Below are 22,571 nucleotides of genomic sequence, written 5' to 3'. Positions count from 1 at the left end.
CCCGGAAGCGGTGCACCGGGCGGGTGGCGACGGATCGGGCGCGGGCTGCCGAACGGGCCCCAGGGGTCGTCCTAGGCCATTGTGCCCGTTCGCCCCGGTGCGGCGGACTGCCAGAGGCAACCGCAATCCGGGTGGCTGCGCAGCCGCAGCCGCCGCACCATGCCGTCGGCGGCGGACAGCTCGCACCAGCCGTCCACGCTCGGTGGCAGCACCCCGTCCAGGTACAGCTGGGCGTGCAGCGCGGCGAGCCCGGCGACCGAGGTGGCGACCGCGCCGTCGCAGGCCGGGACGCGGGCCCGGCCGGGGCCCTCGTCGATCAGCTGGGCCAGCAGCCGGGGCCACGCCTCGTCCTCGTCCCGCCGGGCCAGGGTGGCGCAGCTGCCGCAGGCGGAGGCGCCGGGGACGACCAGCGGGCCGACCACGCCGAGGTGTTCGAGCACCCCGGTGTACAGGTGCGGGATGCCGGCCCGCATCAGCTCCTGGGCGTCCACGGCGGCCCCGGTGTACGCGGCGGAGCCGTCCCGCGGGGCGAGCACCACCAGGGTGGGCGGCGGGGGAGCGGCGGGCGGGCGCCGGTAGCGCTCGCCGACCGGGGCACCGGTGACGCGGTGCACCAGCTCGCGGGCGGCGGTGGAGCGCAGCCGCCCGATGTCGCCCGGCGGCAGCCCGCCGGGCGCGCAGTCCCGGGCGGCGACCCGGCCGCGGTCCAGCACCGCGACCTCGCCGATCCCGCCGGCCGCCAGCGCGGCCCCGACGGCGGCCCCGATCCGCCCGGCGCCGCGCACCTCGACCCGGGCCCGGATCCGGCCGTGCAGCACCGCGGCGGCCTCGCCGGGCGCCGGGTGCACCAGGGAGAGCGAGGCCAGGTCGGGGCCGATCAGCTCCCGCCGGGCGGGTGGGTACAGCTCCAGCACGTCCCGCAGGGCCTGGGCGTCGTCCAGCAGTTCGCTGCTGGCGAGCGAGTCGAGCACCGCCCGGCAGTACTCGGCGCTCAGCCCGAGCCGCTGCCCGGCGGCGACCAGGGCGGGGCCGTCCCGGGTGCCGTCGATCAGCTCCAGGAAGCCGGCCAGCCTGCGGTCGACGCCCTCGATCAGCCGGGCGTGCCGCCGCACGGTGCCGAACTGCAGGGCCTGCTTCTCCCGCCAGAGCCGGGCCAGGGCGGGCTTGATCACGGGGCGCATGCGGTACCTCCCACGGTCGGGACCCCGGCGTCGGGATCACTGGTCACCGCAGCTTGCCCGGCGGTCCCGATCGGCGGAAATCCGTTGTTCACAGCCCCGGTAGGACGATCGGTTCATCGCCGTGCACAGCCTGTGGACAACGCACCCGGGTGGTCCCCGATGCCGCGCCGCCCCGGTGCCGGACTTCTGTCACGGCGACGGGGTAACGTCCTGTGCCATGGCAGCCGAACGGGACTCCCATCGGTCGGCGTCGCATCGGCGTGCCCGGGCAGCCTCCGGGACGACGACCGCGGCGCCCGGCGCGCATGCCAGCGCCGGGGCCGATCGTGAGTACGCAACCGACCGCGAGCACACCTCCGACCCGCACCGCCCGGGCGACCGCGGCACCCCCGCCCGGAACGCCCCCGAGCGGCCCGCCCCGGAGCGCGCCGGACGCACTGGCGTCGAACGCACCGGCACCGGACACGCCGCCGCCGAGCGCACCGCCATCGAGCGCACCGGCGTCGAGCGCACCGCCGCCGAGCGGCCCGCCGTCGACCGCAGCAAGGTCGAGGTCCGCCGCAGCGCCCGCCGCAGCCGCACCGTCTCCGCCTACCGCGAGGGCGACCGGACCGTGGTGCTGATCCCGGCCCGGATGTCGCACGCCGAGGAGCAGCGCTGGGTGGCCCAGATGCTCGACAAGCTGGCCGCGCAGGAGAGCCGCCGGACGCTCGGCGACGAGGCGCTGCAGTCCCGCGCCCACGAGCTCTCCGGGCTCTACCTGGGCGGCCGGGCCGTCCCCGAGCAGGTCCGCTGGGTCACCAACCAGAACTCCCGCTGGGGCTCCTGCACCCCGAGCGAGCGCACCATCCGGCTCTCCCACCGCCTGCAGGGCATGCCCGAGTACGTGGTCGACTACGTCCTGCTGCACGAGCTGGCGCACCTGCTGGTCCCCGACCACGGCCCCGGGTTCTGGGCCCTGCTGGACGCCTACCCGCGCACCGAGCGGGCCCGCGGCTACCTGGAGGGCGTCGCCTCCGCCGCCCGCCTGCCGCACATCCCGCCCGCCCGCCTCACCTGACCCGGCGGACGCCCGGACGGTGCGGCCACGCACGACACGAGGCCCCCGACCGCCCGCCAGGGGCGACCGGGGGCCTCGCGGCACGCCGGGGGAGTCGCGGGGTCAGACCAGTCCGCGGGCCGTCGCCACCAGCTCGCGCACCGAGCGGTCGGTGTCGGCGGGCAGCTCGTCCCAGCCGAACCAGCGCAGGTCCAGCGACTCCTCGCTGATCAGCTCGCGCGCCCCGGCCGGGGCCAGGGCCACGTACTGCACGTCGAGGTGGGTGTTCTCCGGCCGGTCCTTCCCGGCGCAGCGCACCTGGTGCCGGTCCAGTTTCACCGGCGCGGTGCGGCCGTCGACGGCGAGCAGTGCCAGGTCGGCGATGCCGGACTCCTCGACCGCCTCGCGCAGCGCGGCCGCGGCCAGCGTGTCGTCGCCGGGCTCGCAGTGGCCGCCCATCTGCAGCCACCGCCCGACCTTCGGGTGCAGGGTGAGCAGCACCCGCCCGCCCTCGGGGTCGACGACCAGCGCGCTGGCCGTGATGTGCCCGGGCAGGCAGGCCCGCCACATGCCGTCGGGACGGTCGGCCAGGTGGGCCAGGTAGTCGCGGCGCAGCCCGTCCTGCCCGGCGGCGTCGGGCGCCCAGTCGGTGAGGACGCGGACGGCGTCGGCGTGGAGGTCGGTCACTTGCCGGTGCCCTCCGGACCCTGCTCGCCGTCCTCGTCCGAGGAGGGCTCCGAGCCGGACTCGGGGGACGCGCCGCCCTTGCTCAGGTCGGCCTTCCCGGCCCCGGAGCCGACGTCCTCAGCGGAGCCGGAGCCGGAGCCGGAGCTCGTCGCCCCGCCGCCCGCGGCCTCGCCGAGCAGCTTGTCCAGCGCGTCGAAGTCGAAGCCGCCCTCGGCGACCGCCGCGGTGTCGCGGTGCACGAAGCCGTCCGGGTCGTCCAGGTCGGCGGCGGTGGGCAGCATGTCGGGGTGGCTCCACAGCGCGTCCCGGCCCTCGACGCCGCGGGCGTCGGCGAGCGAGGCCCACAGCCGGGAGGCGTCGCGCAGGCGGCGCGGGCGCAGTTCGAGGCCGACCAGGGTGGCGAAGGTCTGCTCGGCGGGGCCGCCGGAGGCGCGGCGGCGGCGGAGCGTCTCGCGCAGCGCGGCGGCCTGCGGCAGGTGCGGGGCGGCGGCGGTGTGCACCACGGCGTCGACCCAGCCCTCGACCAGGGCCAGCGCGGTCTCCAGCCGGGCCAGCGCGGCCTTCTGCGCGGGGGTGTCCTCGGGCTGCAGCAGGCCGCCGGCCAGCGCGTCCTGGAGCGCCTCGGGGTTGGCCGGGTCGAGCTGGCCGACCAGCTCCTCCATCCGCGAGGTGTCGACCTTGATGCCGCGCGCGTAAGCCTCGACCGCGCCGAACAGGTGCGCCCGCAGCCACGGCACGTGCGCGAACAGGCGCTGGTGGGCGGCCTCGCGCAGGGCCAGGTAGAGCCGGACCTCCTCGGCGGGCACGTTCAGGCCCTCGCCGAACTCGGCGATGTTCTGCGGCAGCAGCGCGGCCTTCCCGGCGGGGGCGAGCGGCAGGCCGACGTCGGTGGAGCCGAGCACCTCGGCGGCCAGCGCGCCGAGCGCCTGCCCGATCTGGGTGCCGAACATGGCGCCGCCCATCGAGCGCATCATGCCCATCAGCGGCCCGGCCATCGCCTGCATCTCCTCGGGCAGCACGCCGCCCATGGCGTTGCCGACCCGCTCGGCGACCGGGTCGACCAGGTCCTTCCAGACCGGCAGGGTGGCCTCGATCCACTCGGCGCGGCTCCACGCCACCGCCGCGGAGGAGGTGGAGGGGAACTCGGTCGCCGAGTCCAGCCACAGGTCGGCCAGCCGGACGGCCTCGGTGACGGCGGTGCGCTCGGCCGCGCCGACCGAGCGGTCCTTGGTCTTGCCCTCGGGCTGCTCGGCGACCACGGTCTGCCGGGCGATGTTCTTGGCCAGGTCCCAGTTCACCGGGCCGCCCTCGAACGAGAGCATCTGCCCGAGCTGCTGGAACGCCGCGCCGAGGTCGTTGGGGTTGAAGCCGCCCATCATCGCGGCGAACGGGTTGTCCCCGCCCTGCCCGCCGCCGGGGCCGCCCATGCCGAACAGCGCCCCGAAGGGGTTGCCGTTGCCGAAGCCGAACGGCTGCTGCGGGGTCGAGTCGCCCTGCTCGCCGTCCTTCTTGCCCTTGTTCTCGCCGTCCTCGGGCTCCTCGGGGGGAACGCCGAATCCGAAGGGGAGGTCGCTCACGGGGGTCCTCGATCTGATCGGCCGTCACGCGGGTGGTGTGGCGGGAAAGTCTGCCGCCCGGGGGCTCCGAGCGGTTTGAATGGTCTCGCGGCGACCGCGCCGGGTGCACCGCCGGGGCCGAGCCTCGGGCAGGATGGTCAAGTGCGTGACACTCGTACGTCCGCACTTAAGCTAACCGTGGAGGATGGCCGGTGAGTTCCCCGCCTTCGGACGTTCGCTCTGGGCTGACCGAGGGCGAGGGTGCGCCGGCCGATGCCGGTTCGCCGACTCCAGCCTACGGCGGCAGACCGCTGACCGTGGCCGTCACCGGCGCGGCGGGCGTGCTCGGCGAGCGCGTCGCGCAGCGGCTGGTCGACTCCCCGCACGTGCGGCGGGTGCTCGCGGTGGACGACCGCCGCGGCGAGGTGCCCGGCGTGCAGTGGCGGGTGCTGGACGTGCGCGACCCGGCGGTGGCCGAGCGGCTGGCCGGCGTCGACGTGGTGGTGCACCTGGCGATGGACCTCGGCATGGAGTCCGACCCGCGCACCCGCAGCGCCTACAACGTGCGCGGCGCGCAGACCGTGGTGACCGCCGCTGCGGCCGCCGGGGTGCACCGAGTGGTGCTGTGCACCTCCGCGATGGTCTACGGCGCGCTGCCCGACAACGAGGTCCCGCTGGCCGAGGACTCCGAGCTGCGGGCCACCGAGGAGGCGTCGCTGGTCGGCGACCTGCTGGAGATCGAGCGCCTGGCCCGGCGCGCCCCGCGCGCCCACCCGGGGCTGCAGATCACCGTGCTGCGCCCGGCCGTGGTGGTCGGCCCGGGCATCGACACCGTGCTGACCCGGCACTTCGAGGCGCCCCGGCTGCTGGTGGTGGCCGGCTCCCGCCCGTGCTGGCAGTTCTGCCACCTGGACGACCTGGCCGCGGCGCTGGAGTACGCGGCGCTCGGCCTGGTCGAGGGCGAGGTGACGGTCGGCTGCGACGGCTGGCTGGAGCAGGAGGACGTGGAGGAGCTGTCCGGGATCCGGCGGATGGAGCTGCCCGCCTCGCTGGCCCTGGGCACCGCGGCCCGGCTGCACCGGCTCGGCCTGACCCCGGCCCCGGCCGGGGACCTGGCGTACACGATGTACCCGTGGGTGGTGTCCGGCAGCCGGCTGCACGAGGCGGGCTGGCGGCCGCGGCACACCAACGAGGAGGTGCTGGCCGAGCTGCTCGCCCAGGTGTCCGGCAAGCACGCGGTGGCCGGGCGGCGGCTGGGCGGCAAGGAGGCCGCCACCAGCCTGGGCGCGGCCGGGGCGACGGTGGCGCTGATCGGCACCGCCGCGCTGGTCCGGCGGGCCCGCAAGCACCGCCGGATCTGATCGGCTTTTCGCATGACGGAATTACCGCATCGTGATACGAAAATCCTTGCGGTCGGTCGCCGGGGATGCGGAATGATGGTGGGCATGTCCGAGAACCACGACCCGATCCGCCTGCTCGACGTCCGCGAGAGCGCGCTCTCGCTCGACGAGGTCCACGCCGCGGTCGGCGACGACGCGGCCGGCGGCACCACCCTGTTCGTCGGCACGGTGCGCGACCACGACGGCGGCAAGCCGGTCGCCGCGCTGGAGTACAGCGCCCACCCGACCGCCCTGCGCGAGCTGCGCCGGATCGCCGAGAAGGTCTGCGCGGACTTCCCGGTCCGGGCGCTGGCCGCGGTGCACCGCACCGGCCGGCTGGAGGTCGGCGACGTCGCGGTGATCGTCGCGGTGTCCTGCCCGCACCGCGGCGAGGCGTTCGCGGCCTCCCGGCGGCTGATCGACGACCTCAAGCACGAGGTGCCGATCTGGAAGCACCAGGTCTTCGCCGACGGCGAGGAGGAGTGGGTCGGCGCCGGCTCCTGCTGACGCCCCCGTGTCCGGTCCGGGCGGCGCTCGTTGCCCGTTCGGCGGTACACCTTGTGGTGAAGAGCGGACCGCGTCCCGTAACCCGGATGCCGCTCGCGCCGTTCCCCCAGCAGGCGGTTAATCTGCTGATACGCATGACGAGCCTGTGGGGAGTCCGAAAATGGCTGTGCTCGCCTGGTTGAGCATTCCTGTGGTGGCCGGGGTGCTGGCCGCGGTCTGGGCGACCTGGGCGGCCCGCCCGCCCCGCGCCACGACCGATCCGTCCTCGCTCGCCGAGCACGAGCGCTTCCGCGCCGCGATGGAGCGCAGTACCGGCGCCCGGGACTGACCGCCGCCGCCCCGTCCCCGATCGGTGGTGCGGGGCGCGGACCGGCGGTACACCCCGTCCGGCACTTCCCGTACTGTCGTGGCATGCCACGCCGATCGGCGACGATGCTCGCCGCCACCCTGCTGCTGATAGGCCTGCTCTGTGCCTCGGTCCTGTTCAAGGTGCCGTTCACCGAGATGAGCCCGGGGCCGACGTACAACACCCTCGGCACGCAGGACAAGACCGGCACGCCGGTGATCACCATCACCGGCCACGAGACCTACCCGACCAGCGGCCACCTCAACATGACCACGGTCCAGGTCACCGGGGCGAACTACCAGCCGAGCCTGGTCTCGGCGCTGGTCGGCTGGATGCGGGACGACGTGCTGGTCGTCCCGCACGACAACGTCTACCCGAAGGGCCAGACCGACCAGGAGGCCCAGCAGGAGAACGCCGAGCAGTTCGCCTCCTCCGAGGACAGCGCCAAGACCGCGGCGCTCAAGGAGCTGGGCATCCCGGTCAGCACCGAGATCATCGTCTCCTCGGTGGCCGCCGGCGGGCCCTCCGAGGGCAAGCTGCACGCGGGCGACCAGATCGTCGCGGTGGACGGCACGGCCATCACCGGCCAGACCCAGGTGGCCGCGCAGGTGACCAAGCACAAGCCGGGCGAGACCGTGGTCTTCACCGTGGTCCCGCACGCCAAGGCCGGTGCCTCGCCGGACCCGGCGGACCGGGTCGAGGTGCCGATCGTGACCGGCAAGTCCGCGGACAGCGGCCCGGAGCGGGCGGTCGTCGGCATCACGCCCGGCGTCGACCACGTCTACCCGTTCAAGATCGACATCGGCCTGCAGGACGTCGGCGGCCCCAGCGCCGGCCTGATGTTCGCCCTCGGCATCGTCGACAAGCTCACCCCCACCGACCTCACCGGCGGCAAGTTCGTGGCGGGCACCGGCACCATCGACGACGACGGCGCGGTCGGCCCGATCGGCGGCATCCAGATGAAGCTGATCGCGGCCCGGGACAAGGGCGCCGAGTACTTCTTCACCCCCGCCGACAACTGCTCCGAGGCGGTCAAGGGCACCCCGTCCGGGCTGACCCTGGTCAAGGTCGAGAACCTGGACGGCGCGGTGAAGGCCCTGGACAGCATCCGCGGCGGCGACAAGGCGGCGCTGCCGAGCTGCGGCTGAGCCGGGGCTGAGCGGCCGGGCCCCGGGGAGGGGCCCGCCGGGAGCGCTAGGAGAAGGTGGAGAGCAGGGCGTCCGTCAGGTTGGGGACCAGCTCGGGGCCGGTGAGGACCTCGCGGGCGAGGTCCTTCTCGCGCAGGCGCAGCGCGACCTCCTTGGAGCCGTCGCGCAGGACGGCCGCGGTGATCCGGACCTCCTGGCGCTGCGGGTGGGTGGCCACCCAGTCGTTGATCTCCTTCTCGCCGGCGTTCTTCGGCCGGGAGGACTCGGCGCCGGGCGGGAGCATCAGGCGCTCGACGACCAGGGCGCAGCCGACCACGCCGTCCGGCCAGGCGATGGTGCCGAGGAAGCGGTCGAGCTCGGTGCCCGGGGGGATCTCCTCCTGCTCGACCGGCGTGAGGCCGGTCGGGTTGTCGTCCAGGCCGAGCTGCGAGGCGAGCCGCGGGTTGGCCTTGCGCATCTGGGCGTTGTCGACCAGGGCGAACAGGCGGGCCGGGAGGTCCCAGCCGAGGGTCGCGGCGTGCTCGTCGATCTCCAGGGCGGCCCGGGTGAGGGGGGTGGCCGCGGGGAGGCCGGAGGCGGCGGCGGTCAGGTCAGGGGAGTCGGACATGGGGTCATCCTCACATGCCCGGGGGTGCCCGCTCCAACTCCGACGCAGCCGCCGGGAACTCAGGTAAAGACGAATTAAGTTGCATGGGGAGACCGCCGTCCGCGACCGCTGCGGCGGCGGCATTCCCGATGACGACGACAGCTGAGGTGGCGCCTTGACCTTCCAGATGCCGGACCGCTCCGGTCCGGGTTTCCGAGCGAGAGTCGGGCCGCCGTCGCGCCGGGCGAAGGTGCTGCTGCTGACGGTGGGCGTCCTGGCGGCGCTGTTCCTGCTGTTCGTGATGTTCGCGGGCCTGTGGACCGACTGGCTGTGGTTCGACTCGGTGCACTACGGCTCGGTGTTCACCTCCCAACTGGGCGCCAAGGCGGGCCTGTTCGCGGTCTTCGGGCTGCTGATGGCCCTGGTCGTCGGGTTCAACCTGTGGCTGGCGCACCGGCTGCGGCCGCCGCTGGCCGCGATGTCGGTGGAGCAGCAGAGCCTGGACCGCTACCGGACGGGCATCGCGCCGTTCCGCAAGTGGCTGATGGTCGGCCTGTCGCTGCTGGTCGGCCTGGCGGCCGGCGCCGCGGCGGGCGCGCAGTGGCGGACGTGGATGCTGTGGGTCAACGGCACCCCGTTCGGCGTGAAGGACAGCCAGTTCCACCAGGACGTCTCGTACTACGCGTTCGACCTGCCCTGGTACCAGTTCGTGCTGGGCTTCGCGTTCAGCGCGGTGATCGTCTCGCTGCTGGCGGCGACCGCCGTGCACTACCTGTACGGGGGCCTGCGGCTGCAGGGCCCCGGGCGGCGGGCGAGCGCCGGGGCGCAGGGCCACCTGGCCGTGCTGCTGGGCGTGTTCGTGCTGCTGAAGGCGGTGGCGTACTGGCTGGACCGGTATGCGCTGGCGGTGAAGAGCGAGTCGTACAAGAACGTCGACGGCTGGACCGGCCTGCGCTACGTGGACGCCAACGCGTTCCTGCCGGCCAAGACGATCCTGTTCTTCGTGGCGATCATCTGCGCGCTGCTGTTCTTCCTGACCCCGATCCGGCGGACCTGGGCACCGGCGCTGATCGGCTTCGGGCTGATGGCGCTGTCCGCGCTGCTGGTCGGCGGCCTCTACCCGGCGCTGGTGCAGCAGTTCCAGGTCAAGCCGAACGAGCAGGCCAAGGAGACCGCGTACATCCAGAAGAACATCGACGCGACCAGGCAGGCGTACGGCATCGCGGACGCGGCCGAACAGCAGTACACGCCGACCGACTCGACCGACGCCGACAAGCTCAAGCAGGACGCGCAGACCGTCTCGGACATCCGGCTGCTGGACCCGAACGTGGTCTCGCCGACGTTCCAGCAGAACCAGGCGCTGCGCAACTACTACGCGTTCCCCAAGACGCTGGACGTGGACCGCTACGGCGACCAGGACACCGTGCTGGGCGTGCGCGAGCTGGACCTGACCGGCGTGCAGCAGCGCAACTTCATCAACGACCACTTCAAGTACACCCACGGGTACGGCGTGGTCGCCGCCAAGGGCAACCAGGTCGACGCCAACGGCAACCCGGTCTACACCGAGCACGCGCTGCCCGCCGAGGGCGACCTGGGCGCGTACGAGCAGCGGGTGTACTACGGCGAGAAGACGACGATGTACTCCGTCGTCGGGCCCGGCATGGACGAGATCGACTACACCCGGGACGGACAGCCGGACCAGACCTCCCAGTACAGCGGCGGCAGCGGCGTCTCGCTGAACAACCCGCTGACCCGGGCCGCGTACGCGGTGAAGTTCGCCGAGCCGCAGCTGCTCTACTCGGGGGCGATCAAGGACGACGCGAAGATCCTGTACGACCGCACCCCCAAGGAGCGGGTCGAGAAGGTCGCGCCGTGGCTGTCGATCGACGCCGACCCGTACCCGGTGGTGGAGAACGGCCGGCTGGTGTGGGTGCTGGACGGCTACACCACCTCGGACGGGTACCCGTTCTCGTCCAAGACCACCTTCGGCGACGCCACCAAGGACTCGCTGACCGACCAGCGCGGCCGCACCCTGACCGCCGTCAACCAGGTCAACTACATCCGCAACTCGGTGAAGGCCACCGTGGACGCGTACACCGGCGAGGTGACGCTCTACCAGTGGGACGAGGCCGACCCGGTGCTGAAGACCTGGATGAAGGCGTTCCCGGGCACGGTGAAGCCGAAGGCGGACGTCCCGGCCACCCTGCTGCCGCACCTGCGCTACCCGCAGGACCTGTTCAAGGTGCAGCGCGACCTGCTCGGGCAGTACCACATGACCGACGCCACGGCGTTCTTCAACGGCACCGACATCTGGGAGGTGCCGGAGGACCCGACGGTCAACACCCACGAGGTGCAGCCGCCGTACTACCTGACGCTGCGGATGCCGGACGCCAAGGCGGCCAGCTTCTCGCTGACCACCTCCTTCGTGCCCTCGGGCCGCAAGAACCTGGCCGCGTTCATGACCGCCGACGCCGACCCGGGCCCGGGCTACGGCAAGCTGCGGATCCTGCGGATGCCGTCCGGTTCGGGCGCGCTCGGCCCGGCGCTGACCCAGGCGAAGTTCAACTCCGACTCCGAGGTGGCCCGCCAGCTGACGCTGCTGCGCAGCGGCACCGACTCCGACGTGGTGTACGGCAACCTGCTGACCCTGCCGGTCGGCGGCGGCATCCTCAACGTGGAGCCGGTGTACCTGGTGGCCCGCGGCGCCAAGGTGCCGGTGCTGAAGAAGGTGCTGGCGGTGTACGGCGACCACAACGTGGCGCTCGAGGACACCCTGGACCAGGCGCTGGCCAAGGTGCTCGGCGGCGCGGCTAACGGGGCCACCACCCCGACCGCCCCGGCCGATCCGCAGAACCCGGGCACCGGGACGCCGACCACGCCGACCACGCCCACGACGCCGACCACGCCGGACAGCCCGGAGGTGCAGAAGGCGCTCACCGAGGCGCAGAAGGCCTTCGACGACGGCCAGGCGGCGATGAAGAACGGCGACTGGGCGGCGTACGGCAAGGCCCAGGAGGCGCTGAAGAAGGCCATCGGCGACGCGATGGCCGCCGAGCAGAAGGCCGGCGGCGCTCCGCCCGCGGTCTCGTCCACCGCCTCGCCCGCCGCCTCGCCCGCGGCCTCGCCCACCGGCTGAGCTGCGGGAACCGGTTTGTTGGTTCACCCCGTGATCGTGATACAGTGGTTTCACCGACGCGGGGTGGAGCAGCTCGGTAGCTCGCTGGGCTCATAACCCAGAGGTCGCAGGTTCAAATCCTGTCCCCGCTACTCAGTAGCGAAAGGCCCGGAGGCATCAGCCTCCGGGCCTTCGTCGTTCCCTTTGCCATTCCTTGGGTGTCCGGTCGATTGACACCCCATGTGGTCCAGTCCAATCTGGGTCATGCCCATGACGGGCGGCCCCCACCGCCCGTCCTGATGCGTTGCAACTCCTTTACCAGTAACGGGAATTGATCGCGTTCTGGTTCCGTCTGCCGCTCTCCCCGACCGGGTGTCGGACGGCGTTCCTGCATCCCCACGTGACAGGAGAGAGGCACATCCGCATGCATCGCAACAACCGCAGGGCCTGGGCCGTCACGGCCGCGGCCGCCACGCTGCTCGCCGGAGCGGTGTCGCTGCTGGGAGCCCCCAGCGCGACCGCCGGGCCGGGCAACACGACCGGGGCCCCCGCCACCAGCGGTGGCATGAAGGTCGCGTACTTCGACCAGTGGTCGATCTACTCGAACGCCTTCTACCTCAAGAACGTCGACACCAACGGCATGGCCGGGAAGCTCGACTACCTGCTGTACGACTTCGCCAACATCGACCCCAACAACCTGACCTGCTTCGAGCCGAACTCGGCGGCCTCGCAGGACGAGAACAACCCGAACGCCGGTGACGGCGCGGGCGACTACTACGCCGACTACGCCAAGACCTTCGCCAACGGCAACAGCGTGGACAACTCCACCGACACCTGGAACCAGCCACTGGCGGGCAACTTCCACCAGCTCCAGGAGCTGAAGGCGAAGTACCCGAAGCTCAAGGTGCTGATGTCGATCGGCGGTTGGACGTACTCCAAGTACTTCTCCGACGTGGCGGCCAACGACGCCGCGCGCAAGAAGTTCGTCTCGTCCTGCGTCGACATGTTCATCAAGGGCAACCTGCCCGCGCAGGGCGGCTACGGCGGCGCCGGCACCGGCAAGGGCATCTTCGACGGCTTCGACATCGACTGGGAGTACCCGGGCGGCGGCGGCCACCTCGGCAACCACGCCTCGCCGAACGACAAGCAGAACTTCACCGCCCTGCTGGCCGAGTTCCGCAACCAGCTCAACACCCAGGGCAGCGCGGACGGCAAGACCTACGCGCTGAGCGCGGCGCTGCCGGCCGGCCAGGACAAGATCCAGTACATCGAGACCGACAAGATCGGGCAGTACCTGACCTTCGCGGACCCGATGACGTACGACATGCACGGCGGCTGGGAGGCCCAGGGGCCGACCAACCACCAGACGCCGGTCTACCAGAACCCGAACGACCCGATGAACAACGTGCCGCCGGGCAACGCCAAGTACTCGATCGACGAGGCGGTCAAGGCGTACACGGTCGGCGACTCCTCGTACGGCATCCCCGGCGGGTTCCCGGCGAACAAGCTGAACATGGGCGTCCCGCTGTACTACCGCGGCTGGACGGGCGTGGCGGCGGGGGCCAACCACGGGCTGTTCCAACCCGCCAGCGGGCCGGCCCAGGGCGCGCCGAACTCCGGCAACGTCAACGGCGTGCGGATGTACAAGGAACTGCTCGGGACGGTCGACAACCCCAGCTACACCTACTGGGACCCGGCCTCGCAGGCGGCGTACTTCTACGACGGCAACAACTTCTGGTCCGGCGAGAACGCCAAGTCCATCCAGGCCAAGATGGACTACGCGCACTGCAACGGCCTCGGCGGATCGTTCGTGTTCTCGCTGTACGACGACCCGAACGCGGCGCTGCTCAACCCGCTGATGAACGCCACCAACGGCTCGGCCGCCTCCTGCCCGGCCCCGCCGACCGGCTCGCCCAGCGCCAGCGCCTCGCCGACGAAGTCCTCCTCGCCGTCGCCGTCGACCAGCCCGTCGACCTCGCCCTCCACCAGCCCGTCGACCTCGCCGACCGGCCCGACCACCAGCCCGTCCTCCTCGCCGACCTCGCCCGGCGGCGGGATCGTGGCCAACCCCGGCCTGGAGTCCGGCGCGCTCAGCCCGTGGACCTGCGCGGGCAGCGGCGGCGCGGTGGTCAGCGGCGGCCACACCGGCTCGTACGCCCTGCAGGGCAACGCGAGCGCCGGTGACACCGCGCAGTGCCAGCAGACCGTCACGGTCAAGCCGAACACCACCTACACGCTGTCCGCCTGGGTCAAGGGCAACTACACCTACCTGGGCGTCACCGGCTCCGGCGCGGACAGCTCGACCTGGACCCCCGGCGGGAGCGCGTGGACGCAGCTGTCCACCAAGTTCACCACCGGTGCCGCGGTGACCTCGGTCACCGTCTGGGTGCATGGTTGGTACGGACAGGGCGCTTACCAGGCCGACGACTTCAGCGTGAGCTGAGGCTCCGTCAAGAACCCTTTAAGGAAGGCCCGGAGGATTTCGCCCTCCGGGCCTTCCCCCTTGCGCGCGCGGAGAGTTGATCGACTCCGGTACGATGCGTGGCCGGGGTTTGTGGGGCTCAGTGTCGGGAAATCGACAAAGAACCGAAGCGATCTCGCCGGGCTTCGGCCCCGCTCCGCCAAAACGGACGGAGCAGGTGTACGCGGTGTGCGGGTGATGCGACGATGAACCACGAGGGGGACGCGGCACGGCCGCTGACCGGCCGTCCGGTCCGGCGCGCCCCCCGGGGGAGGCGCCCAGGGCCGACGGCCCCGGGCGGATGCCGCGACACTCGGGGGGAGCGGGAGTCGGCATGAAGCTCATCGGCAACAGCGGGACGGGAGAACGACAGGCGGCCGGCACCACCCCGGACACCGGGACCGACACCGAGACCGGTAGCGGCACCGGCACCCGGGCCGCCGACCGGCCCGCCGGCCCGTCCACCGGCAGCCTGCCCGCCCAGCGCGGCACTGCGGGCGGCACCGACGTGACCGGCTACGGCCCCGAGAGCCTCGTCCACCTGACGGCCGAGCAGGTCGCCGCCGCCTCCGTCCGCGACCTCATCGACCCCGACGACGACGCCGCCGACAGCTTCGAGACTGCCCTCGCCGCCCGCGAACAGGCCGCCCTCGAAGCCCGCCACCGCGGCTCCGCCGACGCCGGCGACCCGAACGCCGCCAGCCAGCTCGGCGCCCTCCTGCTGCGTCGCGGCGACCTGCGCGACGCCGAACCGTACCTGCGCTCCGCCGCCGCCGCGGGCCTGCGCGCCGCCGCCAACAACCTCGGCGTCCTGCTCCACCAGCAGGGCCACCGCACCGAGGCCGCCCAGTGGTGGCGGCAGGCCGCCGTCGCCGGATCCGCCCCCGCCGCCCACGCCCTCGGCCTGCAACTGCGCGACCAGGGCGAGGAGGAGGCCGCCGAGTACTGGCTGCACTACGCCGCCGAACAGGGCCACCCGCTCGGCGCCTACGCCCTCGGCGACCTCATGGAGCACCGCCGCGACGTCCGCGCCGAACGCTGGTTCAAGGCCGCCGCCGACTCCGGCCACCGCGAAGCCGCCTACCGCCTCGCCCGGATGCGCGAAGCCGCCGGCGACAAGGACACCGCCGAGACCTGGTACCGCACCGCCGCCGCCCGCAGCCACGCCCGCGCCGCGCTGCGCCTGGGCGTCCTGCTCGAAGCCCGCGCCGACCTCGACGAAGCCGCCCGCTGGTACCGGCAGTCCGCCCAGAACGGCGAGGCCCGCGCCGCCTGCGCCCTCGGCTTCCTGCTCCGCGACACCGGCGACCTCGCCGCCGCCGCCGAATGGTGGCAGGAGGCCGCCGAAGCCGGCGACGGCACCGCCGCCAACGCCCTCGGCGCCCTGCACGCCGGCCGCGGCGAGAACACCGTCGCCGAACGCTGGTACCGCGCCGCCCTCGACGCCGGCGACCACAACGGCGCCTTCAACCTCGGCCTGCTCTGCGCCGGCGCCGGCCGCGAGGCCCAGGCCGAGCAGTGGTACCGCCGCGCCGCGTACGCCGGACACCGCGAAGCCTGCAACGCGCTCGCCGTCGTGCTGCTCCAGCGCGGCGACGAGTCCGGCGCCGAACCCTGGTTCTCCAAGGCCGCCGAAGCCGGCTCCGTCGACGGCGCCTTCAACCTCGGCGTCCTGCACGCCGGCCGCGGCGAGACCCGGCAGGCCCAGGAGTGGTACGCCCGCGCCGCCGCCGAGGGCCACGGCGAGGCCGCCCTGCAACTCGCCGTCGCCCAGGAACAGCGCGGCAACTTCACCGGCGCGCTCGAACGCTACCGGCAGGCCGCCGACGGCGGCTCCGCGGAGGGAGCCTTCCGGCTCGCCTCGCTGCTCGACCGCCGCGGCGACGCCGACGCCGAGGCCGAACACTGGTACGCGATCGCCGCCGACGCCGGACACCGCCGCGCCCAGGTCCGGATGGGCGTCCGCGCCGCCGAGCGCGGCGCCCTCCAGATCGCCGAGAGCTGGTACCGCCGCGCCGCCGAGGGCGGCAGCCGCAGCGCCGCCTTCAACCTCGGCCTGCTGCTCGCCCGCCAGGACAGCGAGGCCGAGGCCATGCTCTGGTACACCCGCGCCGCCGACGCCGGCCACGGCCGGGCAGCCCTCCGGCTCGCCCTGCTCGCCCTGCGGCGCGGCGAGGCCGTCCAGGCCGAGAACTGGTGCAAGCGCGCGGCGGAGTACGGCCCGGCGGAGGTTGCGGAGCGGGCGGGGCGGCTGCTGGGAGCGCTCAACGCGGAGCTCAGCGCGTAGGGGGACAGGCAGGGGCGCGGGGAACTGCGCGCGGCGGAAGGAGCACGCCGGCAAGATCGCGAAATAGTGCAACTGATCGTCCTGCGTCGCGATCTCGCTGTGCGTGCTGGGTCGGCCGCGCAGTTCCCCGCGCCCCCGTTGGTGCGCTTTCTGGTGGCGCGCTCCCCGGTGGTGCGCCCTACACGCTGAGCGAGCGCAGTGCGGCCTCGTGGAGGATGCCGTTGGTGGCGACCGCGTCCGCGCCGGTGGGGCCGTCGATGCCGTCGAGGCCGGTGAAGCGGCCGCCGGCCTCCTGGACGATGACGCAGGGGGCGGCCATGTCCCAGAGGGAGAGCTCGGGTTCGGCGGCGATGTCGACGGCGCCCTCGGCGACCATCATGTAGGACCAGAAGTCGCCGAAGGCGCGGGTGCGCCAGCAGATCCGGGTGAGGTCGAGGAAGGCGTCGAGGCGGGCCCGCTCCTCCCAGCCGCTGAGGGAGGAGAAGGAGAGCGAGGCGTCGGCGAGGCGGGAGACCTTGGAGACGTGGATGCGCTGGGACTTGGCCAGGCTGCGGCCGGCGAACGCGCCCAGGTCCTTCGCGGCCCACCAGCGGCGGCCGAGCGCGGGGGCGGAGACGATGCCCACCACCGGGACGTGCTCGCCGTCGGGCTGCTCCTCCAGCAGGGCCACCAGGGTGGCCCAGACCGGGACGCCGCGGACGTAGTTCTTGGTGCCGTCGATCGGGTCGATCACCCAGCGGCGCGGGCCGGAGCCCTGCAGGCCGTACTCCTCGCCGAGCACGGCGTCCCGGGGCCGCGCCCGCTGCAGGACGGAGCGGACGAGTTCCTCGGCGGCCTTGTCGGCGTCGCTGACCGGGGTCAGGTCGGGCTTGGTCTCGATCTTCAGGTCGAGCGCCTTGAACCGCTCCATGGTGATCGAGTCGGCCGAGTCGGCGAGGACGTGGGCGAGTCGGAGGTCGTCGTGGTAGTCGGCCATGCACGGAACCCTAGCGGACTCAGTGTCCCGAGCCGCTGAGCTGCAGGCCGATCACGCCCGCGATGACCAGGGAGATGGAGACGAGCTTGAGGGTGGAGGAGGACTCGCCGAGGAAGACCATCCCGTACACCGCGGTGCCGGCCGCGCCGATGCCGGTCCACACCGCGTAGGCGCTGCCGACCGGGAGGGTCTTCAGGGAGAGGGTGAGCAGGCCGAAGGAGCCCAGCGCGAAGAGCGCGAAGCTGATGGTGGGCCAGAGCCTGGTGAAGCCGTGGCTGAGCTTGAGGTTGACCGCGAATCCCGTTTCCAGCAGACCGGCGAGGATCACCATGGCCCATGCCATCGGGTTGACTCCCTGTCAGGTAGGACGGTGTGACCTTCCTATCGTTACCCAGCGCAGCGGCCCCAGCGACTCGTGATCGCCGTGAATTCTCAGTCCTCTTCGTGCGCCTCGCGGGTGGCCAGCAGCCGGCGCAGCGAGTACAGCCGGGCCGGGTCGGCGTGGCCGTCGGCGACCCAGGCGTCCAGCGCGCAGTCCGGTTCGTCGTGCGAGCAGGCGCGCGGGCAGTCGGCGGTGCCCGGCTCCAGGTCGGGGAAGGCGTGGATGACCCGGGACGGGTCGATGTGGGACAGGCCGAAGGAGCGGAAGCCGGGGGTGTCGATCACCCAGCCCGGGTCCAGCGCCTTCTTCGAGCCCGGCTTGGCGCCGGGCGGCGGGGGCAGCCGCAGGGCCAGCGCCGAGACGGTGGTGTGCCGGCCCCGGCCGGTGACGGAGTTGACCCGGCCGGTGGTCCGCCGGTGCTCCGGGACGAGCGCGTTGACCAGGGTGGTCTTGCCGACGCCGGAGTGCCCGATGAACACCGTGGTCCGCCCGCGCAGGTGCTCGCGGACGGCCTCCGCCCCGGCGGTCTCCAGCTCGTCGGCCCGGGTCACCACGTAGCGGATGCCCAGCGGCGCGTACGACTCCAGCAGTTCGTCGGCGGAGGCCAGGTCGGCCTTGGTGAGCACCAGCAGCGGCTCCATCCCGGCGTCGAACGCCGCCACCAGGCAGCGGTCGATCAGCCGGGGGCGCGGCTCGGGGTTGGCCAGCGCGGTGACGATGGCCATCTGCTGGGCGTTGGCGACCACGATCCGCTCGTACGGGTCGTCGTCGTCCGCGGTGCGGCGCAGCACCGAGCTGCGCTCCTCGACCCGGACGATCCGGGCCAGCGTGTCCGGCTCGCCGGACAGGTCGCCGACCACGCTGACGGTGTCGCCGACGACGACGCCCTTGCGGCCCAGTTCGCGGGACTTCATCGCGACGACCTGGCGCTCGTCCTTCGTGCCGCCGTCGACCAGGCAGGTCATCCGGCCCCGGTCCACGGTGAGGATCATCGCCTCGGCGGCGTCCTCGTGCTTGGGCCGGATCCGGGTGCGGGGGCGGGAGCCCCGGCGGCCCGGGCGGCTGCGGATGTCGTCCTCGTCGGCGTTCTTGTCGTAGCGGCGCATGCTGGTGATCCCCCGTCAGCCCTGGCCGAGGAGGTCGGCCCACATCTGCGGGAAGTCCGGCAGGGTCTTGGCGGTGGTCGCCACGTCCTCCACCAGCACGCCCTCCACGGCCAGGCCCAGGACGGCGGCGGCGGTGGCCAGCCGGTGGTCCTCGTAGGTGTGGAAGACGCCGCCGTGCAGCGGGCGGGGCCGGATCCGCAGGCCGTCCTCCGTCTCCGAGACGTCGCCGCCCAGCGCGTTGATCTCCTTGGCCAGCGCGGCCAGCCGGTCGGTCTCGTGCAGCCGCAGGTGGGCGATGCCGTACAGGTGCGACTCGGAGTCGGCCAGCGCCGCCACCGCGGCGATCACCGGGGCCAGCTCGCCGACGTCGTGCAGGTCCGCCTCGATGCCGTGGACCTTGCCGGTGCCGGTGAACTGCAGCCCGTCGTCCACGAATTCGCAGGAGCCGCCCATCGCGGTGTAGATCTCGCGCAGCTGGTCGCCCGGCTGGTACGTGTGCTTCGGCCAGTCCCGGACGGTGACCCGGCCGCCGGTGGCCAGCGCCGCCGCGAAGAACGGGGCCGCGTTCGACAGGTCCGGCTCGACCACCAGGTCGCGGCCGATCAGCGCGCCCGGGGTGACCCGCCAGACGTCCTTCTCACCGCCGTCCTCCGGCGCGTCGACCTGGCCGCCGGCCTTGCGGACCATGTCGACGGTCATCCGGATGTGCGGCAGCGAGGGCACCGGCCCGCCGGTGTTGCGGATCTCCACGCCGTGGTTGAACCGGGCGCCGGAGATCAGCAGCGCCGAGATGAACTGCGAGGAGGACGAGGCGTCCACCTCCACCGCGCCGCCGTCCAGCGCGCCGGTGCCGTGCACGGTCAGCGGGAAGCCGCCGCGGCCGCCGTCCTCGATCCGGGCGCCCAGCGCGCGCAGCGCGTCGATCACGCCGTGCTGCGGGCGCTCGTGGCTGCGCGGGTCGCCGTCGAAGTGCACCGGGCCGTCGGCCAGGGTGGCCAGCGGCGGCAGGAAGCGCATCACCGTCCCGGCGTTGCCCACGTCCACGTGCGCCGGGCCGCGCAGCCGCTCGGCCGGGATGACCCGCCACGCCTCGCCGCCGCCGGTGCCGCCGGACGCCGCGTTCACCGTCTCCTCGACCGTCACGCCCAGCGCCCGCAGGCCGTCCGCCATCAGCTGCGAGTCGCGGCTGCGCAGCGGGCGGCGCACCCAGCCCGGGCCGTCGGCGAGGGCGGCCAGCACCAGCGCGCGGTTGGTCGCGGACTTCGAGCCGGGGATCGTCACGGTCGCGTCCACGGCGGCGGTGGCGACGGGAGCGGGCCACAGGGAGTCGGTCATGGCGCCAAGTCTATGAGGCGCCGTGCCGCTACCGGGGCAGCAGCCAGGCCGCCCCGAGCCCCAGGCAGGCCAGCGCCACCGCCAGGAACGCCACCACCCACAGCGCCCCCGGCACCCCCGTCAGCCGCGCCAACTGGTCGGCGTCCGAGCCGGGCGCGCCGCCGCGCCGCCGCCGGGTCACCCACAGCTCCAGCATCGGGCGCACCCCCGCCAGCAGCAGGAACCACACCCCCAGGTAGGCGAACGCCCCCTGCCATTCGGCCGTCCCGTACCAGGACACCGCGACGAACGCCCCGCCCGTCACCAGCACCGCCAGCACCCCGAACAGGTTGCGCAGCGTCAGCAGCATCGCCGCCAGCAGCGCGATGCCGATCCACAGCAGCGCGGTGGTCCGGCCCGCGGCCAGCAGCGCCGCCCCGCCCAGGCCCAGCAGCGAGGGCGCCGGGTAGCCCGCCGCCGCGGTCAGCACCATGCCCGGGCCGGTCGGCCTGCCGGAGGAGACCGTCAGCCCCGAGGTGTCCGAGTGCAGCCGGATGCCCGACAGCCGCCGCCGGGTCAGCAGCGTGGTCAGCCCGTGCCCGCCCTCGTGCGCGATCGTCACCACGGTGCGGGTCCACATCCACACCGGGCGCACCGCCACCGCCAGCAGCGCCACCGCCGCGGCGCCCCACACCAGCCAGTGCGGAGGGTCCGGCTGCACGGCCGTCACCCGGTCCCACAGTTGTGCGAAGTCCATCCGCCGACCTCCGATCACCGTCGTCTCCCCAGCCCGGGGCGGGCAGCCTCCCACGGAAGGACGGGCCGCCGGTAGCCGGTGGTTCTGCTCCCGCCCGCTCTGGCAAGCTGGACGCCATGTGCGGACGCTTCGCCTCCTCCACCGAACCCGCCGAACTGGTCCGCCTGTTCGGCGTCGAGCAGTGGGACCCGACCGAGACGATCGCCCCCAGCTGGAACGTCGCCCCCACCGCGCGGACCTACGCCGTCCTCGACCGGGCCCCGCGCGGGCAGCGCCGCCCCGTGCGCCAACTGCACGTCCTGCGCTGGGGCCTGGTGCCCGGCTGGGCGAGCAGCCCCGAGACCGCGGTCAAGATGATCAATGCCCGGGCGGAGACCGTCCACGAGAAGCCCGCCTACCGGCAGGCGTACGCCTCCCGGCGCTGCCTGATACCCGTCGACGGCTACTACGAGTGGCAGACCGCCCCCACCGACGACGTCTCCCGCCCGCCCCGCCGCCCCTACTTCGTGCACCGCGCCGACGGCGCGCCGCTCGCCCTGGCCGGGCTGTACGAGTTCTGGCGCGACCGCGAGCGCCCCGGCGACCACCCCGACGCCTGGCTGGTCACCTGCACCGTCGTCACCACCGCCGCCGAACCGCTGCTCGCCCCCGTCCACGAGCGGATGCCGCTCTACCTCGGCCCCGACCGCTGGGACGCCTGGCTCGACCCGCACGCCGGGACCGCCGACCTCACCCCGCCCCCGCCCGGCGACCTGCGCATCCACGCCGTCCCCGACGAGGTCGGCAGGATCCGCAACAACCACCCCGGCCTGACCCGCCCGCTCACCGAGGACGACCTCACCACGCTGTTCTGAGCCCGCCCGGCCGCCGCGGCGGGGAACCGGGCCCGGGTACGCTCGGCGCCGTGCAGCAGACCGTCGAGACCCCCGCCGGGGACGCCCGGCTCCACTGGTTCCGGGCCGCCGGGGCGCGGGCCGTCCTGCTCCTGGGGCACGGGGCGGGCGGCGGCGTCGAGGCGCCCGACCTGCAGGCGCTGGCCGCCGCGCTGCCGCGGGGCGGCGTCACCGTGGTGCTCGCCGAGCAGCCCTGGCGGGTGGCCGGGCGCAAGCTCGCCCCGGCCCCGGCCGCCCTCGACGCCGGCTGGCCCGCGCAGTTCGCCGCCGCGGCCGGGGAGGGGCTGCCGGTGTACGCGGGCGGCCGCAGCGCCGGCGCCCGGGTCGCCTGCCGCACCTCCGCCGCCCTCGGCGCCGCGGGCGTCCTCGCGCTGGCCTTCCCGCTGCACCCGCCCGGCAGGCCGGAGCGGAGCCGGGCGGACGAACTGCTCGCCACCGGCCTGCCCACCCTGGTGGTGCAGGGCGGCGCGGACACCTTCGGCACCCCCGGCGAGTTCCCGGAACTGCCCGCCACCCACCGCCTGGCCGGCGTCCCGCACGCCGCGCACGGCTTCAAGGTCCCGAAGAAGGCCCCGCTGACCCAGGACGAGGCGCTGGGCCTGGTCACCGCGGCGGTCGCCGACTGGCTCCGCCGGGCCCCGGCGGCAAGGCCGCGGCGGCGGACGTGAGTTGCGCCTCGGTGCGCGGGGCCGGGAATGCGGCGGCGGCCGACGGGGTTGCACGAGGCGTCAGAACATGCCCCCGGTGGAAAGGCAGGGTCCATGGGTTCGATCGCGTGCCGCGAGCGGCCGGAAGAGCGGGCCGCGCAGTCCGCGCTCCTGCCGGACTGGTCGGAGTGGGTTGTCGCGGGC

At 73.7% G+C, this 22,571-nt stretch carries 19 protein-coding genes and 1 tRNA gene; 11 read left to right on the top strand and 9 right to left on the bottom strand.

The features are described 5' to 3' along the window. Positions 1–71: 71 nt before the first annotated feature. The gene (locus tag EDD39_RS01680) at positions 72–1,181 is read right to left on the bottom strand and encodes a ThiF family adenylyltransferase (protein WP_123553037.1); all 1,110 of its coding nucleotides are present in this window, start codon (positions 1,179–1,181) and stop codon (positions 72–74) included. A 487-nt stretch (positions 1,182–1,668) separates the two neighbouring features. Here EDD39_RS01680 and EDD39_RS01675 point away from each other — a divergent pair, with 487 nt between their 5' ends. Then, positions 1,669–2,241, top strand: coding sequence for a M48 metallopeptidase family protein (locus tag EDD39_RS01675; protein ID WP_123560041.1), 573 nt, complete (start codon positions 1,669–1,671; stop codon positions 2,239–2,241). A 102-nt stretch (positions 2,242–2,343) separates the two neighbouring features. Here the strand turns inward: EDD39_RS01675 and EDD39_RS01670 are convergent, their stop codons facing one another. Together EDD39_RS01670 and EDD39_RS01665 are read right to left on the bottom strand one after the other, a co-directional pair. Continuing rightward, on the bottom strand, positions 2,344–2,907 hold the full coding sequence (locus tag EDD39_RS01670; protein WP_123553036.1) for an NUDIX hydrolase: 564 nt from the start codon (positions 2,905–2,907) through the stop codon (positions 2,344–2,346). Further along, positions 2,904–4,484: a zinc-dependent metalloprotease gene (locus EDD39_RS01665; protein WP_123553035.1), complete on the bottom strand. Its 1,581-nt coding sequence runs from the start codon at positions 4,482–4,484 to the stop codon at positions 2,904–2,906. The genes EDD39_RS01670 and EDD39_RS01665 overlap by 4 nt, the downstream gene beginning before the upstream one ends. Positions 4,485–4,675: 191 nt before the next feature. On the opposite strand from EDD39_RS01665, the gene EDD39_RS01660 reads away from it, so the two are divergent. The 4 genes from EDD39_RS01660 to EDD39_RS01650 all read left to right on the top strand — a co-directional run bounded on the left by EDD39_RS01660 (position 4,676) and on the right by EDD39_RS01650 (position 7,843). Then, positions 4,676–5,824, top strand: a complete 1,149-nt coding sequence (locus tag EDD39_RS01660) for an NAD-dependent epimerase/dehydratase family protein (protein ID WP_030462831.1) — start codon at positions 4,676–4,678, stop codon at positions 5,822–5,824. An 84-nt stretch (positions 5,825–5,908) separates the two neighbouring features. Continuing rightward, complete coding sequence (locus EDD39_RS01655; protein ID WP_244256565.1) at positions 5,909–6,349, top strand: molybdenum cofactor biosynthesis protein MoaE; 441 nt, start codon at positions 5,909–5,911, stop codon at positions 6,347–6,349. Positions 6,350–6,509: 160 nt separating this feature from the next. Continuing rightward, positions 6,510–6,677, top strand: coding sequence for a hypothetical protein (locus EDD39_RS39200; RefSeq protein ID WP_162869913.1), 168 nt, complete (start codon positions 6,510–6,512; stop codon positions 6,675–6,677). Positions 6,678–6,760: 83 nt separating this feature from the next. Further along, entirely contained in the window at positions 6,761–7,843 is a 1,083-nt protein-coding gene (locus tag EDD39_RS01650) for a YlbL family protein (protein ID WP_123553033.1), read from the top strand. 46 nt (positions 7,844–7,889) lie between these two features. Here EDD39_RS01650 and EDD39_RS01645 read toward each other — a convergent pair whose 3' ends face one another. Further along, the gene (locus EDD39_RS01645; protein WP_030462828.1) at positions 7,890–8,450 is read right to left on the bottom strand and encodes a PPA1309 family protein; all 561 of its coding nucleotides are present in this window, start codon (positions 8,448–8,450) and stop codon (positions 7,890–7,892) included. Positions 8,451–8,616: 166 nt separating this feature from the next. Between EDD39_RS01645 and EDD39_RS01640 the strand changes: the two genes are divergently transcribed. From EDD39_RS01640 to EDD39_RS01625, 4 genes are all read left to right on the top strand, one after another. Then, the gene (locus EDD39_RS01640) at positions 8,617–11,565 is read left to right on the top strand and encodes a UPF0182 family membrane protein (protein WP_123560039.1); all 2,949 of its coding nucleotides are present in this window, start codon (positions 8,617–8,619) and stop codon (positions 11,563–11,565) included. Between the two features lie 57 nt (positions 11,566–11,622). Next, a tRNA-Met gene (locus EDD39_RS01635) sits at positions 11,623–11,696 on the top strand. 272 nt (positions 11,697–11,968) lie between these two features. Beyond that, positions 11,969–13,987, top strand: coding sequence for a glycosyl hydrolase family 18 protein (locus tag EDD39_RS01630; RefSeq protein WP_244256564.1), 2,019 nt, complete (start codon positions 11,969–11,971; stop codon positions 13,985–13,987). Positions 13,988–14,339: 352 nt separating this feature from the next. Continuing rightward, complete coding sequence (locus tag EDD39_RS01625) at positions 14,340–16,292, top strand: tetratricopeptide repeat protein (RefSeq protein WP_244256563.1); 1,953 nt, start codon at positions 14,340–14,342, stop codon at positions 16,290–16,292. Positions 16,293–16,470: 178 nt separating this feature from the next. Here EDD39_RS01625 and hisN read toward each other — a convergent pair whose 3' ends face one another. The 5 genes from hisN to EDD39_RS01600 form a co-directional block, all read right to left on the bottom strand. Continuing rightward, the gene (gene hisN, locus EDD39_RS01620) at positions 16,471–17,268 is read right to left on the bottom strand and encodes a histidinol-phosphatase (protein ID WP_123553031.1); all 798 of its coding nucleotides are present in this window, start codon (positions 17,266–17,268) and stop codon (positions 16,471–16,473) included. A gap of 19 nt (positions 17,269–17,287) precedes the next feature. Then, positions 17,288–17,611 carry a DMT family transporter gene (locus EDD39_RS01615; RefSeq protein WP_030462823.1) on the bottom strand — a complete coding sequence of 108 codons (324 nt, stop codon included), beginning with the start codon at positions 17,609–17,611 and terminating at the stop codon, positions 17,288–17,290. 89 nt (positions 17,612–17,700) lie between these two features. Then, positions 17,701–18,756, bottom strand: coding sequence for a ribosome small subunit-dependent GTPase A (gene rsgA, locus EDD39_RS01610; RefSeq protein ID WP_123553030.1), 1,056 nt, complete (start codon positions 18,754–18,756; stop codon positions 17,701–17,703). 15 nt (positions 18,757–18,771) lie between these two features. After that, on the bottom strand, positions 18,772–20,091 hold the full coding sequence (aroA, locus tag EDD39_RS01605) for a 3-phosphoshikimate 1-carboxyvinyltransferase (RefSeq protein ID WP_123553029.1): 1,320 nt from the start codon (positions 20,089–20,091) through the stop codon (positions 18,772–18,774). A 28-nt stretch (positions 20,092–20,119) separates the two neighbouring features. Next, entirely contained in the window at positions 20,120–20,827 is a 708-nt protein-coding gene (locus tag EDD39_RS01600; RefSeq protein WP_123553028.1) for a M50 family metallopeptidase, read from the bottom strand. A 116-nt stretch (positions 20,828–20,943) separates the two neighbouring features. Between EDD39_RS01600 and EDD39_RS01595 the strand changes: the two genes are divergently transcribed. Next, the gene (locus tag EDD39_RS01595; protein WP_123553027.1) at positions 20,944–21,681 is read left to right on the top strand and encodes an SOS response-associated peptidase; all 738 of its coding nucleotides are present in this window, start codon (positions 20,944–20,946) and stop codon (positions 21,679–21,681) included. Positions 21,682–21,731: 50 nt separating this feature from the next. Then, positions 21,732–22,388, top strand: a complete 657-nt coding sequence (locus EDD39_RS01590) for an alpha/beta hydrolase family protein (protein WP_123553026.1) — start codon at positions 21,732–21,734, stop codon at positions 22,386–22,388. Positions 22,389–22,571: the final 183 nt, after the last annotated feature.

Source organism: Kitasatospora cineracea, from assembly GCF_003751605.1.
Taxonomy (GTDB): domain Bacteria; phylum Actinomycetota; class Actinomycetes; order Streptomycetales; family Streptomycetaceae; genus Kitasatospora; species Kitasatospora cineracea.
This window is presented reverse-complemented; position numbering and strand designations above follow the sequence as displayed.

Excerpts from the sequence above, each read along its gene's own strand:
- EDD39_RS39200 (WP_162869913.1), top strand. The coding sequence starts at position 6,510 with ATGGCTGTGCTCGCCTGGTTGAGCATTCCTGTGGTGGCCGGGGTGCTG.
- EDD39_RS01640 (WP_123560039.1), top strand. The coding sequence starts at position 8,617 with ATGCCGGACCGCTCCGGTCCGGGTTTCCGAGCGAGAGTCGGGCCGCCG.
- EDD39_RS01645 (WP_030462828.1), bottom strand. The coding sequence starts at position 8,450 with ATGTCCGACTCCCCTGACCTGACCGCCGCCGCCTCCGGCCTCCCCGCG.
- EDD39_RS01595 (WP_123553027.1), top strand. The coding sequence starts at position 20,944 with ATGTGCGGACGCTTCGCCTCCTCCACCGAACCCGCCGAACTGGTCCGC.
- EDD39_RS01680 (WP_123553037.1), bottom strand. The coding sequence starts at position 1,181 with ATGCGCCCCGTGATCAAGCCCGCCCTGGCCCGGCTCTGGCGGGAGAAG.
- EDD39_RS01630 (WP_244256564.1), top strand. The coding sequence starts at position 11,969 with ATGCATCGCAACAACCGCAGGGCCTGGGCCGTCACGGCCGCGGCCGCC.
- EDD39_RS01600 (WP_123553028.1), bottom strand. The coding sequence starts at position 20,827 with ATGGACTTCGCACAACTGTGGGACCGGGTGACGGCCGTGCAGCCGGAC.
- EDD39_RS01615 (WP_030462823.1), bottom strand. The coding sequence starts at position 17,611 with ATGGCATGGGCCATGGTGATCCTCGCCGGTCTGCTGGAAACGGGATTC.
- rsgA (WP_123553030.1), bottom strand. The coding sequence starts at position 18,756 with ATGCGCCGCTACGACAAGAACGCCGACGAGGACGACATCCGCAGCCGC.
- EDD39_RS01655 (WP_244256565.1), top strand. The coding sequence starts at position 5,909 with ATGTCCGAGAACCACGACCCGATCCGCCTGCTCGACGTCCGCGAGAGC.
- EDD39_RS01625 (WP_244256563.1), top strand. The coding sequence starts at position 14,340 with ATGAAGCTCATCGGCAACAGCGGGACGGGAGAACGACAGGCGGCCGGC.
- EDD39_RS01650 (WP_123553033.1), top strand. The coding sequence starts at position 6,761 with ATGCCACGCCGATCGGCGACGATGCTCGCCGCCACCCTGCTGCTGATA.
- hisN (WP_123553031.1), bottom strand. The coding sequence starts at position 17,268 with ATGGCCGACTACCACGACGACCTCCGACTCGCCCACGTCCTCGCCGAC.
- aroA (WP_123553029.1), bottom strand. The coding sequence starts at position 20,091 with ATGACCGACTCCCTGTGGCCCGCTCCCGTCGCCACCGCCGCCGTGGAC.